The following is a 14565-nucleotide window of genomic DNA, read 5'->3' as shown; positions in this document are numbered from 1 at the left end:
TACTCTTTTTTATTTGTAAAAATAACAAGAACAAATACGCTAGGTGATGAAATGATACATACATATTTAGGTGAGACAATTAATTTTCATATAACTTATAAGAAGAAAAAATCAGTACGTCTTTATGTAGATTCTTATGGGAATGTGGAAGTGCAAGCTCCGAAAGGGACGCCTGTTGAATATATAATCCAGTTGTTAGAAGAGAAATGGGATTGGATTCAGAAAACACGTAAGGAAATGCAGGAGAGAATGCGTGGGGCACAGGAAAAGGCTTATGACCAGGGAGGAGAGGGCTTTCTGTATTTAGGGAACACATATCCGATACAGATTTCTCAAGATGCAAGTATTCAACAAGACAATGCGGTGTTTGAAGGAGATAAGCTACATATTTATGTGAAAGAGTTTAAGAATGAGAAAATACAACAAGCTTTAAAACGATTTTACTATAAGCAGTGTAAAGCGTTAGTGGAGAAGAGTATTAAAGCACATCAAAATAACTTCAAAACAAAACCGCGTTCTATTCGTATTACAGATAGTAATCGCACATGGGGTACCTGTGATTCAAATCTACAGTTAACGTTTAATTGGAAGTTAGCAATGGCACCACAGAGGGTAATTGACTATGTAGTCGTTCACGAAATGTGCCATATGGTGCATTTAAATCATGATCGATCCTTTTGGCGTCTTGTTGGGAAGATAATGCCTGATTATAAGGAACTGGAAGACTGGTTAGCGTTATCGAGTTGGAAAATGACTGTTTAGCAGTGACATCGTTGGAGCGATTATTATTGAACTACAGTTTTAGTTTATAATTGCTTTTTCTCTTATAACTGAACTCACAAACATCCCATTGTGTTGCCACATACACTCTGCACATGTGGAGTGTGTGGCGGTGCTTACTTTAAAATAAGGCAGTTAGCCCTCTATAATATGGGGGCGCTGCCTTTTTCTATTTCTTGTAAAGGATTAATGAAGTTGTAATGAATAAGAATATTGCCTTCATTTAAACAGATAATATTCTTGAATAATGAATGTAATACTTGAGGAGATAGGCCTTTTAATGTTAGGAATTCCTTTAGTGTCTTACTTAGATTAATTGAATAACTTTCCTCTGTACATTCCTTCAGTTTGTTCTGGAGTTGCGCAATAAGATTTGTAAATCTTGTATCTTTTGATCGGTTAATGTTCGATATTCTTGTAGCTCTGCTTTAGTAATAACCTCTTCGGTATATAAATTGATATGGTCCAGTTTCTTTTTCTTTAGGAAATCAATTTCGGTTTCAGCGGCAGTGGGTTCGTTTTGGATTTGACGTTTCTTCGTTTGAAGCTGGAATAACATTGTTCTTTTAAATAGTGCGTAACGAGTTCAACAATTTTTGTGTTCTCTCCCATTGCTTTCTTCATCTCATCTAGCTTGTTCAATAACAGTTGTTTTTCATTTAATAGTAGTTGATACTGCTGGTATTTAGGGTATTCTTTCCACTTCGCGCAATATCCCTCTGTTTCGAATAAAAACGAGTCCACTAATTTTTCTCTTTGTCGATCTATCTGCTGCTGTTTTATACCTGAATTTCTCAACTTGTCATTTGCTTAACTAAAAGCATACGCAGTTTCGCCCGCGTATATCGTGACAAGCGCCATTGACCGTAGCCAATCGAAACGTTCCACCGAACTGTTACTGCAAGAAGTTGTTCCCACTCCTCTAAGGCTCACAATCCAGTCTGAATAAGCAGTAAAGACCTTGCCTAATGATTGCTACGTTGATTTTCTGCATCGGCTTAACTAACCGGACCTCTTCTTCTGCGTGACTTAAGGGCAATCCCACGGTTATTCTTTTCAGTAGTTTTCCATGTCGAACTTACTAAAACGACAGCGTTTTGACAGAGGGGGCGGCTCTGATCTTGGATGTTTTTATTCTGTATATGTAATACAACCATTAGAGAGATAAAAGGCAAGTTTTATTTTAATAGATTTATCTTTTTTCTAAATCTATTAACTACTTACAAACTGGAAAAAACGTGTAAAATTTGTTTTAAATGGTAGAATCGATTTAATAATATTTAGGGAAATTAAACGAGGAGTATTAAAATATGAAGCATATTGTATTTATACCCGGTGTAATGGGATCAGAACTAATAGAAGGAAATATGTTTGGTGGTACGAAACGGTGGTTCACTTTAAGAGAATCTAGTGCAAAGAGATTGAAAATTATAGATGGGAAGAAAGATAAAATAAGACCTGGAAGTCCAATTGAATATGGAGTAAGGATTTTTGGAAGTACAGTGAAAAAGAGCATAGTATATGCGGATATCATAAGGGAACTATCTAACTTGAATAAGGATGGATGTCAATTTCACCCTTATGGTTATGACTGGAGAAAAGATTTATGGCAAACTTGTGAGGACTTACATAGATTATTAAAGCAATTCGGAAAAGAGGAAGTTTATATTGTGGCTCATAGTATGGGGGGATTACTTGCACATACTTATGTGCAATGGGCTCACGAAAAGAAAATACTGCCGAATATAAAGAAAGTTATCACTATAGGAACACCGTGGCAAGGTTCTCCAGATGCCGTGAAAGCTTTAAATTATGGTGTTGATGATAAGGGAAGGTTCTTCCCAAGTGCGAAGACTACTAGAGAAATAGCTAGGACTTTCCCATCGAGTTACCAATTGCTACCTTCAGCTAGGTATTGTTTAGCAAATAACTTTTTAACGAATCAAGGTAGGGCTTTAAGGTGGCTTGAATGTATGGACTATGTCGAGGGATTAAATGGTTGTTCGATAAAATCTGTGTATTCGCTAAATAAAAAAATTCATCAGTCTCTTAGTTGTCAATGGCCCCAATCTATAGAGCATTATAACGTAATAGGAGTAAATCAAGGAACTCTAGGGGTTTTGAGATTAGGAGAGAACGGACGAGATCGTATTGGAGAAACCGTTGATGGAGATGGTACGGTTCCATTAAACTCTGCTATCCCACCTTTTAATTGCAAGGAGATAGTTTATGCACATGCTAGCCATGGAGGCTTAGTGTTACATGATTCAGTTCTCAAATGGATTACAAACCTTCTTGAGAAGGGAAAAGTAGAGAGTGTTGCCGGAGTAGAAACAAGTTATATTCCACGAACAGATTGGATAATGGATAAGATAGACTGTCCAGTAGAAGTTAAGTTTGAAGGTGAGGAAGAAAGTGTAAATAAACCTTTTGAGGATATTACAAGACATACAATTGGAGAAGCTACGTACTTAATTTACAATAAGCTAAAGCCTATTAATATAGAAGTTGAAGCCTATGATGAAGGAAGAACTGAAATAGAGACAATTAGTTTTGTAAAAGGACGATTAAGAACCCTAACAAAATTCCCATCGTTAGATGCAGATCCTTCACGAAAAACAATTATTAAGACTAAATTTGAGGATGATAAACCTATAACTAAAGTCTATACAGCAGGTGAAGTCGAGGAGGAACAAGTTATAGAGGTTACAGGTATCACTGTGGATGTACCTGAAGACCAATATTCTGAACCGCCGCGAACTAGGGTTTATTTGAAACCAAAGGGCAAAGGGGAGAGCGGACATTTCGATGATTTAGGGATTAAAGTAACTTTTAAGGTGAATAAAAGTAAATTTGAACATTTAGAAACAAGATACAGAGTTAATAATGGTAATTGGAGAAGATACGAGAATGAAATACATTTAACATTGGATAATGGACTGGTTAATGGTAAAAATCTAATAGAGTACTACAGTTTAGACGTTTTGGACAACGAAGAAGAAATTCGTAAACGTGTTTTCTATATAGAATCTAAACCAAAGATTTTCTATAAAGTACAATTGAACCCTGACTTCGGTGGTACTTTATCTTTAGAAGAGTATTATGAAGGGGTAAGAAAGTATAAGTATAGTTATCGATACGATGGCGCAACTGAACATAAATACCAGAAACCTATAAAGTTTAAGCCTTTTGAAAAAGTGGAATTATTAGTACAGGCGGAAGATATGTTCGGACGAAAAACTTCTTGGATACGTTTTAATCAAGGGTTTAGTGAATTGGTAGAAACGATTTGGAGTGAAGATGGTTTTAATGGTACCATTAACGATGTTGTTAGTTTATTATCAGAGGCCAGTGAGCAATCATTAGTTTCTGTGTATATAAATAAGGTCGAGAAAAACTTATATGATGTAATCCCAAAGTCAGCAAAAATATTAACAATAAGGTTTGAAGATATAGAATATATAATTGATTTAATGCCTAAATTAGAGGTATATTTAGATTTTCATTCTCAAATCATAAATAGGCAGCAAGAAAATGTGAAAATTAGTTTTTTAATTTATGATGCTGAAGGTGATACTGTAAAAGGGATTGAACCATCAGTGAAATATACTTTAATGCCGACTCTAAATAAAGATTTGGATGTTTTTTATTCTGCTATATCAAGCAATGGTAAGGGGGTATATTCATTTAATGTTCCAGTTGGACACCTTTCGAAAGAGGTTAAGAAAATAAGATTTGAATTTAGAGATGCTATTGCCAGAATGAAGCCACTTGAGACGCATATATTTAAGGTAGAATAAAAAAGGAGGTGCCACCGTGTATATGAAATTAAGTTTTTGGATGTTATATATTGTTGGTGGTCTCTTCTTTATTTTATTCACCTATAAAGCCAATAAAACCTATGAAGAAAATCAAAATTCTTTATTGGGGCTATTTACAACTCTAAATTCATTTAGACTTATTATTTTAGGAGAGAGTATCTGGCTTATATGTTGGATTATAGGGATAGTTATATACCCTAATCATCTTACATTTGCGCTGGGAATCTTACCTGTTTTAATGCCACTGACCACTTTTTTTTCTGTATTTTTATTGAAATACCATGAACTACAAAAGAATCATAATTCAAAAACAAAGAAAAGGATTAAACATAACATTAAAAATTGGGAAGCAGAGTTACCTATTGATATAAAGGTAAAAAGAACGATAATTTCTGTTGATCAGCATAAAGAAGTGATAAATGGTCGAATAACTATATATTTGAAGGGGAGAGATAGTTCTTCCGAAGTCGATTGGCTAGAGTATGGTTATTTGTTGGAAGGTATAATTAAACATCCGATAATTGTCCAAATTCATTTAAATGAAGAAGTAGTATATCCATAATAAAAAAGGTTGGCTAGTTGTTAAAAGATTCCTCAGGGGGTATGGATACTTTTGAGGGAATAACGGGTCAACCTTTTTATTTGTATCTAATTATATATTTTAGTCGAAGTATTTCTTTTTTCATCCGTTTTAGATCTTCTAGCGTCATTTCATCTTCATCAACTGATGTGATAGGAGAATATATTTTAATCCATTTATAAACGTTTACTTCTGATACGCCATACTCGCTGCTTAATTGTTTGACAGGTTGTCCCAAACGATATAATTCAACAACCATTTTTTTAACTCTTCATTAAATTTCTTATTAGTCATACGGACACTTCCTTCTTGAAACCCATTGTAAGGACTTAACTAAGTTGTGTCCATATGACTATATTAACTCTAGTATATCAAAAAGAGTATTAGGTAAATAATTAACTCTACAATAAACATAATACATAGTAATAAGTAAGTATGAAAATGGGGGGATACTATTGAAGTATATAGATATTTTTACTGAAGAGAATAAAAAAATTTATTCAAGTTTGTTAGAACAAATACAAAATGATATTAAAGTTTTTCATGGAAACCTATACTGCATCAAAAAAATTATTCCATTTGTTAAAAATAAAATTCCATATAGTGGGATTAACGCTATGGATTTAACATTTTTACAGTTATTTATTTATAACTCAATTCAAACAATGGTACTACTTACAAATAAATTGTTTTTTGATAAACCTAACTTGAAAAAGGGTACCAATTGCGGTTTTCCTTATCTAAAGCAATTTTTATATAACAATTGCAAAGAAGATTTTAGGTCACAAATCAACAAATATATCAATAATACTTCATATAAGAATGGGATAAAAAGAATTAATCAATTAGAAAAAAAGTTAACGGATATAAGAAATAAGTCTATTGCTCATTATGATTTAGATTATTTAAAAATAAAAAGGGAGGGCTCTTTAAAAACGAATATTGAGGAATTGGAAAAAATTTATATTGTATTGGTAGAGAGTTTTACAATATTATCATTAGATTATTATCAGCAGAAATACGGAAAGGTAATTGAATATAATGGTGTAGAATCAGTTCTAAAGTTGATGGCTTACAATAACCCCAATCCATTGTATGAAACAGATATAGAAAAGATTCTAAATTCAATAGGAACATCAGCATTACAGATAAAAATAGAAAATGTTAAAGTTTAGAGTTAGTTATAATGTGAATCATCCAAGAGATATTCACTTTCATGAAAATCTTGGAGGTTCAGAAACAACAGTTCATCAATAGTTTAGAGAGTCATATAATAATAATTCTTGTGTCCGGTTTTCTTGAAAGTTTGTAAGTGCATTTGTTAAAAGTAAGAATAGGTATGTTTATCAACCTATACCATACGATATCTTCTATGTGAATCATTCAAGAGGATTGGAGTTCTTTATTGAGTAAGATACATTATATATTTTTATTTGAAAAATAAAAGTAGTGCAGATTAAAATAATTTAGGGTTGCCATCCTTTATAAAGATATTGAAGAATTCTTAATGACTGATTTAGTAGATTTGTTTGATATAGGTATTATTATGACTTCTGTGCATTTGTTTAAGATTAAAATAATATTGTCAGTAATAAAGTGTAATTGCAAATTATGATTTAGTGGAGGAATTAATGGAGAGCAAGCGGAAATTATTTGAAGAGAACTTTGAACTTAAGAATTATAAAATTGAAGATGAAATTAAGGAAATAATAAATAGATTCCGAGAGTATAGACCGTCTGAAGTATTTTGGTTGATAAATAGTTTAATTATGGATAATACGAGATATGCCTTTGAAGGGAGAGATAAACGAGTTTCTCCCAAATTGTTAAATAGATTGTTTTACTTATATAAAAAACATTCGTCAATTATAAGCAATAAAAAAATTGAGAATAGATTAGCTGAACTTGAGTGGTTGAGGAAAAAGCTTATTAAAATCTATGATTATTACTGTATGGAACAGTTTAATCAAAAGAAAGAACAGGATGATATTCATATAGCTTTACGAAATTTTCATCCTCACAATTTTCTTAGTTATCATTTTGACTATCCGAATACCTCTTGGTTTCAATATCTACGTGCAATTGAAATAAACAGAACAATAATTGATGAAATATTTAATCAAGATAAACTTACAGCACTTGAAATTGAGAAAGGTCTATTAATTTGTATCTTATATGATTTAGTGTATCAAAATACAACAAAAAATATATTTAGTGATTTGTTATACGAAAAAAAGATTTATAAATATGAGGGGTTTCTGACCAGCTTTTCTGTGAAAGAATTCTCTAAGATTTTGGGGGGATCTGGCGTTAATGATAAGCGATTTATTAGTAAATTTTTTCCTGAATTGAGAGATGAAAAAGAGATAGTGTTAACTTATCCAACTGACAAATACTATAAGGAGAATTTTTCATTAGGAGTTACTCATAAAGGAAGAATATTCTTTCCTCGCTCAAGTTTTATACTTGATGAGTTTTGGAATTACTTATTAGAGCATGATGAAATGATTGGTAGAAAAGACCTTTTTGTTGAAGAATACACTTATATGTTGTTGTCCAACTTTTTTGGGAAAAATAATGTATATTTTAGCTTGTATGATGAGAGCGGTGCTGAACAAGATATTATTGTTGTTTTTGGTGAATATATACTGTGTTTTGAATGCAAATCTGAAGTTTTGAAAGAGCCATTCAGAGATTCTCAAAAATCTGATAAGAGAATGCAACAAAACTTTAACAGAGTTATTCAAAAGGCTTATAAACAAGGTTGGAGAGTCAAAAATAACATAAGAACTAAAAAGTGTAAGTATTATGATAGTGATAAGAGGGAATCACGAAAATTGATATTGGATTTAAGGGATTATGACCACACAAAAGTGACAATGGTATGTATAACTATTAATAATTACTTAAATCTATCAAATCGAGTAAACATGTATCTTAAGTTTGAAGATAGTGATAAGGATTATCCTTGGGTTGTTGATATATTTAGTTTGGAACATATCTTAAATAAAATAAAATCTATGAAAAAGAATCAAGAATACTTTATTGAATATGTAAGAGATAGAATTAAATCTTATTTAGGGGTTCAAGCTATGGGTGCTGAAGAGTTGGAATGTTTTGGTTTTTACTTGCGTTACGGAGAATTTAATGGTTCTCGAGATGGTAATGTAATTCATAATTTGGGAAATGGATATGCAACATTTGTGTTGGACTATATACCTAGACCGGAAATTAATCTTATGATGGATTATTTTATGTATCTATGCTCTATGACTGATCAGGAGTAATACGGACGAACAGATCATTTATTGTAAAGTTTGAATACTGTAATGTGATGAATCGATCTTGATGTACATTATGGAGAATGGAAAAACCATTATTCTTTAAAGACTCTTGCAGAGAAAGGGCCTCTTAGTTATTTGGTCTTCGGTGTATTCTCTATTTCAGTATGGAAAATATTTAAAATGGTGAATCGTTACATAACTGTTTAGAAAGTATACAAGGTAAGTACCACTACATCATACTGTCTACGATCACTATTCAAGCTATGTAGAATGCATAGCAACATTCGTCCTTCAATAAGAAGAAGCCCACTTCCTTCCTGGAAGTGGGCTTCTCTTTATATCTACAGAAACATAGAATCAATACATTTCTTTAACAATAATTAATCTACATAGTCTAAATTTCAAGGCATAATTATAGCCAGTAGCTGTTTTGGGTGACAAACGAAGTAGTTTTTTGTCAGAAAAACACTTCCAAATTTTATTGTTATTCAATGTGAAAGTGTTATTCTATTTGAGTGGATAGGATTGAAAAAATGGGGGATGAAGGGAGAGCATAATGGAAAAGAACAAAAGAATGCCTTTTGTAATATTAGCTATGGCATTAGGACTTTTTATGTCATCTCTGGATAATACCATTGTTTCTGCGAGTATTAGTCAAGTCATTAAGGATATTGGTGGATTTGATAAAATGAGCTGGGTTTTTACGGCTTATATGCTTGCCGCAACAAGTACGATGCTTGTATTTGGGAAAATGAGCGATTTATTTGGAAGGAAATTATTTTATTTAATTGGGATTAGTTTATTTTTAGTGGGATCAGCATTATGCGGAACTGCTCAAAATATAGACCAGTTGATTGCGTATCGTGTTATTCAGGGGATAGGTTCAGGAGCTATTTTTCCGATTTCATTCACAATCATTTATTCAATTTCTACAGATCCTAAGCAAGCTGCGAAAATGTCTGGTGTGTTTGCCGGGATATTTGGTATATCCTCAGTCCTTGGACCACAAATCGGTACTTGGATTTCTGAAGCCTCTTGGTTAGGGTGGAGATGGTGCTTTTATGTAAATGTACCTTTTGGCATTTTATCGATTATTACTTTATTGTTTTCTTTAAAAGAATCTAAGTCAGAACATAAACCAAAAGTTGATTATCTTGGAACGATTTTATTAATTGCCTCAACTGTTTTACTTCTTCTTGGTTTAGAATGGGGCGGGAAAGATTATGCCTGGGACTCTGTTCAAATCATTGGAATGTTCAGTGCAGCGGTGATATCGATTGTGTTGTTTATATTAGTGGAAAGAAAGGCCAGTGAACCGATTTTACCTCTTTCCATATTTAAAAATAAAATGGTGCTAGGTACAAGTATTGTTGTATTTTGTCAGGGGGCAATCATGTTCTCTGCGATTACGTATCTTCCCATTCTTTCAGTAGCTATTATTGGGAATGAAAATTCAAATGGTGTATTAACACCGATGATGTTTCCGATTATGATTGGTGCGATTTTAGGAGGTTTCCTTTGTACGAAAGTGCCTTTCCGTACTATTATGGTAATTTCCATGGCGTTTGGAATATTTGAAGCTTATATGCTTAGTACCATCACACATGATACATCAAAATTGACAGTGACACTCGTCATGATCACAATGGGGCTGATTGTTCTTGGTCCACTTATGAGTGTCGCGCAAAATGCCGTCGCTCAATCCGTCGATATGAAATATATGGGGATTGCTTCATCGGTTGTGGGATTTTGGAGAAGTATTGGTGGTGTGATGGGAGCGGCCATTACAGCAACTATTGTAAACAATGATTTAAAAGAAAAGATGGTGGATTTTGCAGCATCCTCTCAAATGCCGGCTAATCAAATTGATAAATTAGCAAAACCAGAAATCTTGATGCAAAATCATACACAGTTTCCTCCTCAACTAGTAGAATTTCTGAGAGGGGCATTAGAAACAGCGTTGCACCGGGGCTTTATATTGGCAATAATAGCTGGTATCATTGGGCTTCTTGTTTCCTTATTTGTAGGTGGAGATCGTTATAAGGTTGAGCAAAAGGACAATAAGAAAAAGGCTGGAGCAGGTGGATTTGTTAGAGGTTAATAAGTAAATCAAAAGTGCCTCCTTTATGAAGGGGGCACCTTTGATTTTAGAGAACACTTCACCTGATAATAATTGAGGTGTGACGAATTTAGTGATTTTCCTTTCCAAACCGCACCCAATACTCCCCACCAAAAAACTCCATCTCATACCCACGATAACCTTCCGCCAGCAACCTTTTCTGCCCAGCAATATCACTCATTAGAAGCTTTTCTATGTTCATCCATTCTTTTGTTCTCTCACTCTGCAACTCTTTCACAAACACATAACGCAATCGATCACTATATTTTTCTTTCAGCACAGCAATCTCCATCCCTTGAGCAAACTTATCTTTTAAACTAGGAATATTAAACGGTGCAACTGTACAACAAACGTAATCGTATTTGTTATCTAACTGTTTTAATTGAGCCATAATCACTTTCGCTAATATTTTTTGAAGCCCGTTTCCCTGGTAAGTTGGATGAACATTTGATACTTCTTGATAGATGATACGTTCTAATTCTTCACCTGTTAAGCCAATATCCAATCCTAAATGGTCTTCATCAATAGATGGAACTAAGAGTGCACGGAATGCGATGAGTTGTTCGCCTACGAATGCACCAATCATTAAGCCATTTCCGTTTAATATATTTTGAAATTCTTCTAATGTAAGAGGTTGTAAATTTTCTTTGTTTTCTAGTGCCTCAATGACATCATCTTGTACGGATAAGATTTGCTCGATGTGCTGTAACGATAATGGAGCAACCGTGAATGCTTGCTCGTTTTGTTTTAACGTTCCTTCATAAAGAATGTTCATGTTATGACCTCCTTTAGCGAACAACATCTTGAAAAACAGTTAATTCATTGAGTACATCTTCATCGACATTAACGCCTAGTCCAGGCTTTTCTGTTAAGCGAATAAAAGGGACATCGTAGGAAAGGTTCCCAATATCTTTTGTGAATTTTAATGGTCCTGTTAGTTCAACGCTTGTAATGATTTTTTTAGAGAAAGCAACATGGAATCCTGCCGAAGAGGCAACAGATGATTCGACCATGGAACCAATTTGGCATTCAATCCCGGCCATTTCAGCTTGATGAGCCAGTTTAACAGCTGGATAGATACCGCCGCATTTCATTAATTTTATGTTCACTTTATCAGCAGCTTGTTTTTGAATAATTTGGCGCATTTCACGTGACCCTTTTAATCCTTCGTCAATCATAAGTGAAAGGTCTGTTTTCGAGCGAATATAAGCCATTGCATCAATGTCATCGGCGATAACAGGCTGTTCAATCCAATCAATGTCCAAATGCTTAAGCGAACGTAATGCGGTTAATGTGTTAGCGCTGTTTTTCCAACCTTGGTTTACATCAACGCGAATTGCGACATCATTTCCGACTCGTTCACGTACAGCTTCAATTCTTTCTACATCTTTTTTGACATCTGTTCCGACTTTCATTTTGAAGGATTGATAACCTTTATTTATCATGGAAGCTGCTTCTTCTGCCATATTTTCTGGAGAAGCGATGCTTAAAACGTGAGTAATGGGAAACTCTCCATGATAACGGCCACCAATTAATTGATATACGGGCTGATTTGATTTTTTCCCCATTACATCAAAACAAGCAATATCAATCGCAGCTTTTGCGGTAGGAACCCCGTATATCGTTTGATTCATGATGTCATGTACTGTCTCGATATTCATTGGATTTACACCAATTAGAGCTGGAGCTAATGTATGTTTTAAAACATGAAAGGTACTTTCCCATGTTTCACCTGTAACATGCTCGTCGGCTACTCCTTCTCCGTAACCAATGATGCCCTCATCTGTTTCAACTTTTACAATAATAGAAGGCATATCATGATAAGTACCATAGCTGATAATAAATGGATCGCGAAGTGGCAAACGAATTGCGTAAAGATGAATAGATGTAATTTTCAATGAAAAGGCCCCTTTCTGTTTACAATGCTTTCGTGAATTTGAGATAGCTGATGTGATTTTCTCTTCCGGTATTTTCTCATATTATATTTCAAAAGTAATATGAGGACAATTATGAATTATCAGTGTTTATTCCTTGACATTTAAACGAATATTCAATATGTTTTTGAGAAACAGGATTGTTATCAATAAAAAGGTTGTTTAGCATCCAATACAGTTTTCAGAGAATGGTTGCGATGTGAGAAGGGAGAGCACAACGGTGAAAAAAGTAGATTTGCAGGATCGGTTAAGCGAAATTTTTCAACATTTACACGAGAATCCTGAAGTGAGCTGGAAAGAATATAATACGACTGCTTATATTACGAAATTTTTAGAGGCAGAAGGCATTTCCTATAAAACATTTGATGATTGTCCTGGAGTAATCGCAGAAATGGGAAGTGGGAAGCCAGTTGTCGCGATTCGAGGTGATATGGACGCATTATGGCAAGAAGTAGATGGAGAGTTTAAAGCAAATCATTCATGTGGTCATGATGCGCATATGACGATTGTAATGGGGCTTATTTTACAGTTAAAACAGGCGAATTGGCAAACAGGAACAGTTCGATTTATTTTCCAGCCCGCAGAAGAAAAGGGAAGTGGAGCTTTAAAAATGGTGGAGAAAGGTGTTGTGGATGATGTTGATTTCTTATTCGGTGTTCACTTACGACCAATAGAAGAATTATCATTGAAACAAGCGGCACCATCCATTCGGCACGGAGCAGCTGACTTTTTAGAAGCCCATATAGTTGGAACTGACGCTCATGGTGCCCGGCCACACCAAGGTACGAACGCAATTGATGTCGTTACGATGATTAATATGGGATTAAAAAATATATGGTTTTCGCCGCAACTTTCCTATTCCGTTAAAATGACGAGATGCCAAGCAGGCGGTGAAAGTTTAAATATCATTCCTGGGAATGCTCATTTTGCTTTAGATGTAAGGGCAGAAAACAATTTATTGTTGGAAGAGCTGAAGAAAAAGATAGAACAAGTTATTCAATCAGCTGAATCAATGGGTGTAAAGATTTCTTATGATTGGGTCGATTATGTACCTGGAGCAGTAGTATCAGAAGAAGCGGAACAGTTCCTTCGTAAGGGGATTCTGCAAACATATGGAGTAGAAGGATGCACTGCACCACTTCGCACAGCGGGAAGTGATGATTTTCATTATTATACGGTCAAAAAGCCGCATTTAAAAGCTGTTATGCTAGGGCTAGGTGCGAATTTAAAACCAGGATTACATCATCCTCACATGACGTTTGACCGAGCTTGTATATTAGATGGAGTACAAATCTTGAAGCAAACGGTATTGGAAGTTTTAAAATAATATTAGTTTAAAGTGAAAGCCTGATTTTATCGGGCTTTTTTCTGTGGTGTATAATAAAAATATTATTTCTTAATAGGAGAAAATCAATGAACGAACAATATTATGACGCAGTATTAAATATAAAAACAGTAGGAGAACAAAAAGGATTCAATAAATCTTTACATTATCATCGCTACGAACCAACGCCATATAGCGGATTAGAAACATTATTGAATCAATATGAAATGAAAAGTAGTGATCGAGTTGTAGACTTTGGGTGCGGAAAAGGGCGGTTAAATTTTTATATTCATCATATGTGCGGTGCTTCAGCAGTTGGGATCGAAATGAATGAAACATTTTATAAAGAAGCAATGGAAAACTGTGAACGTTATGCGAAGAAGGCAAGAAACAGTAAAGATAAAATTCAATTTCAATGTTGCTTAGCACAAGAGTATGAGATTGACCCACGTGACAATCGGTTTTATTTTTTCAATCCATTCTCTGTGCAGGTATTTATGAATGTGGTAAACAACATATTGCTTTCGGTGGAAGAAGTAGAGAGGGACATTGAAATTATTTTGTATTATCCATCGGAGGATTATATTTTCTTTTTAGAGAATCAGACGGCATTTGAGTTGAAAAAGGAAGTTAGATTGCCGGAAGTTTATGAGAAGAATGGGAATGAGCGGTTTTTAGTTTATGGATTAGGATAAGTGGAAGAATATACTTGTCGTTATTTGT

General features: G+C 34.2%; 11 protein-coding genes and 1 pseudogene. 8 read left to right on the top strand and 4 right to left on the bottom strand.

Annotated features, from left to right (window positions below; translation table 11 throughout):
* The first annotated feature begins 51 nt into the window (after nucleotides 1-51).
* Entirely contained in the window at nucleotides 52-762 is a 711-nt protein-coding gene (locus tag ACIQ7L_RS15265) for a M48 family metallopeptidase (protein ID WP_400570366.1), read from the top strand.
* Nucleotides 763-1260: 498 nt separating this feature from the next.
* Here ACIQ7L_RS15265 and ACIQ7L_RS15260 read toward each other — a convergent pair whose 3' ends face one another.
* Nucleotides 1261-1524 carry a hypothetical protein gene (locus ACIQ7L_RS15260; protein ID WP_400570364.1) on the bottom strand — a complete coding sequence of 88 codons (264 nt, stop codon included), beginning with the start codon at nucleotides 1522-1524 and terminating at the stop codon, nucleotides 1261-1263.
* A 566-nt stretch (nucleotides 1525-2090) separates the two neighbouring features.
* On the opposite strand from ACIQ7L_RS15260, the gene ACIQ7L_RS15255 reads away from it, so the two are divergent.
* Both ACIQ7L_RS15255 and ACIQ7L_RS15250 read left to right on the top strand, forming a co-directional pair.
* Nucleotides 2091-4580, top strand: coding sequence for an alpha/beta fold hydrolase (locus tag ACIQ7L_RS15255; RefSeq protein ID WP_400570362.1), 2490 nt, complete (start codon nucleotides 2091-2093; stop codon nucleotides 4578-4580).
* A 16-nt stretch (nucleotides 4581-4596) separates the two neighbouring features.
* Nucleotides 4597-5163, top strand: coding sequence for a hypothetical protein (locus ACIQ7L_RS15250; RefSeq protein WP_400570360.1), 567 nt, complete (start codon nucleotides 4597-4599; stop codon nucleotides 5161-5163).
* Nucleotides 5164-5260: 97 nt separating this feature from the next.
* On the opposite strand, the pseudogene ACIQ7L_RS15245 reads toward ACIQ7L_RS15250, so the two are convergent.
* A pseudogene (locus tag ACIQ7L_RS15245) lies at nucleotides 5261-5475 on the bottom strand (transposase); the annotation flags it as partial.
* Between the two features lie 161 nt (nucleotides 5476-5636).
* On the opposite strand from ACIQ7L_RS15245, the gene ACIQ7L_RS15240 reads away from it, so the two are divergent.
* The 3 genes from ACIQ7L_RS15240 to ACIQ7L_RS15230 all read left to right on the top strand — a co-directional run bounded on the left by ACIQ7L_RS15240 (nucleotide 5637) and on the right by ACIQ7L_RS15230 (nucleotide 10566).
* Nucleotides 5637-6356: a hypothetical protein gene (locus ACIQ7L_RS15240; protein ID WP_400570358.1), complete on the top strand. Its 720-nt coding sequence runs from the start codon at nucleotides 5637-5639 to the stop codon at nucleotides 6354-6356.
* A gap of 456 nt (nucleotides 6357-6812) precedes the next feature.
* Nucleotides 6813-8468 carry a hypothetical protein gene (locus tag ACIQ7L_RS15235; protein ID WP_400570356.1) on the top strand — a complete coding sequence of 552 codons (1656 nt, stop codon included), beginning with the start codon at nucleotides 6813-6815 and terminating at the stop codon, nucleotides 8466-8468.
* Between the two features lie 553 nt (nucleotides 8469-9021).
* On the top strand, nucleotides 9022-10566 hold the full coding sequence (locus tag ACIQ7L_RS15230; RefSeq protein WP_400570354.1) for a DHA2 family efflux MFS transporter permease subunit: 1545 nt from the start codon (nucleotides 9022-9024) through the stop codon (nucleotides 10564-10566).
* Between the two features lie 88 nt (nucleotides 10567-10654).
* Here the strand turns inward: ACIQ7L_RS15230 and ACIQ7L_RS15225 are convergent, their stop codons facing one another.
* Both ACIQ7L_RS15225 and ACIQ7L_RS15220 read right to left on the bottom strand, forming a co-directional pair.
* Complete coding sequence (locus ACIQ7L_RS15225) at nucleotides 10655-11359, bottom strand: GNAT family N-acetyltransferase (protein WP_400570352.1); 705 nt, start codon at nucleotides 11357-11359, stop codon at nucleotides 10655-10657.
* Nucleotides 11360-11372: 13 nt separating this feature from the next.
* Nucleotides 11373-12482: a mandelate racemase/muconate lactonizing enzyme family protein gene (locus ACIQ7L_RS15220; RefSeq protein ID WP_400570350.1), complete on the bottom strand. Its 1110-nt coding sequence runs from the start codon at nucleotides 12480-12482 to the stop codon at nucleotides 11373-11375.
* Between the two features lie 256 nt (nucleotides 12483-12738).
* Here ACIQ7L_RS15220 and ACIQ7L_RS15215 point away from each other — a divergent pair, with 256 nt between their 5' ends.
* The gene (locus ACIQ7L_RS15215; protein WP_400570348.1) at nucleotides 12739-13845 is read left to right on the top strand and encodes a M20 peptidase aminoacylase family protein; all 1107 of its coding nucleotides are present in this window, start codon (nucleotides 12739-12741) and stop codon (nucleotides 13843-13845) included.
* A gap of 86 nt (nucleotides 13846-13931) precedes the next feature.
* Nucleotides 13932-14537 carry a methyltransferase gene (locus ACIQ7L_RS15210; protein WP_400570346.1) on the top strand — a complete coding sequence of 202 codons (606 nt, stop codon included), beginning with the start codon at nucleotides 13932-13934 and terminating at the stop codon, nucleotides 14535-14537.
* Nucleotides 14538-14565: the final 28 nt, after the last annotated feature.

It is taken from the genome of Bacillus sp. NPDC094106 (assembly GCF_044764345.1).
In the GTDB taxonomy this organism is placed as follows: Bacteria; Bacillota; Bacilli; order Bacillales; family Bacillaceae_G; genus Bacillus_A.
This window is presented reverse-complemented; position numbering and strand designations above follow the sequence as displayed.

Bases quoted from the DNA above. Each gene is read 5' to 3' on its own strand.
- ACIQ7L_RS15265 (WP_400570366.1), top strand. From the start codon at position 52: ATGATACATACATATTTAGGTGAGACAATTAATTTTCATATAACTTAT.
- ACIQ7L_RS15255 (WP_400570362.1), top strand. From the start codon at position 2,091: ATGAAGCATATTGTATTTATACCCGGTGTAATGGGATCAGAACTAATA.
- ACIQ7L_RS15235 (WP_400570356.1), top strand. From the start codon at position 6,813: ATGGAGAGCAAGCGGAAATTATTTGAAGAGAACTTTGAACTTAAGAAT.
- ACIQ7L_RS15230 (WP_400570354.1), top strand. From the start codon at position 9,022: ATGGAAAAGAACAAAAGAATGCCTTTTGTAATATTAGCTATGGCATTA.
- ACIQ7L_RS15225 (WP_400570352.1), bottom strand. From the start codon at position 11,359: ATGAACATTCTTTATGAAGGAACGTTAAAACAAAACGAGCAAGCATTC.
- ACIQ7L_RS15210 (WP_400570346.1), top strand. From the start codon at position 13,932: ATGAACGAACAATATTATGACGCAGTATTAAATATAAAAACAGTAGGA.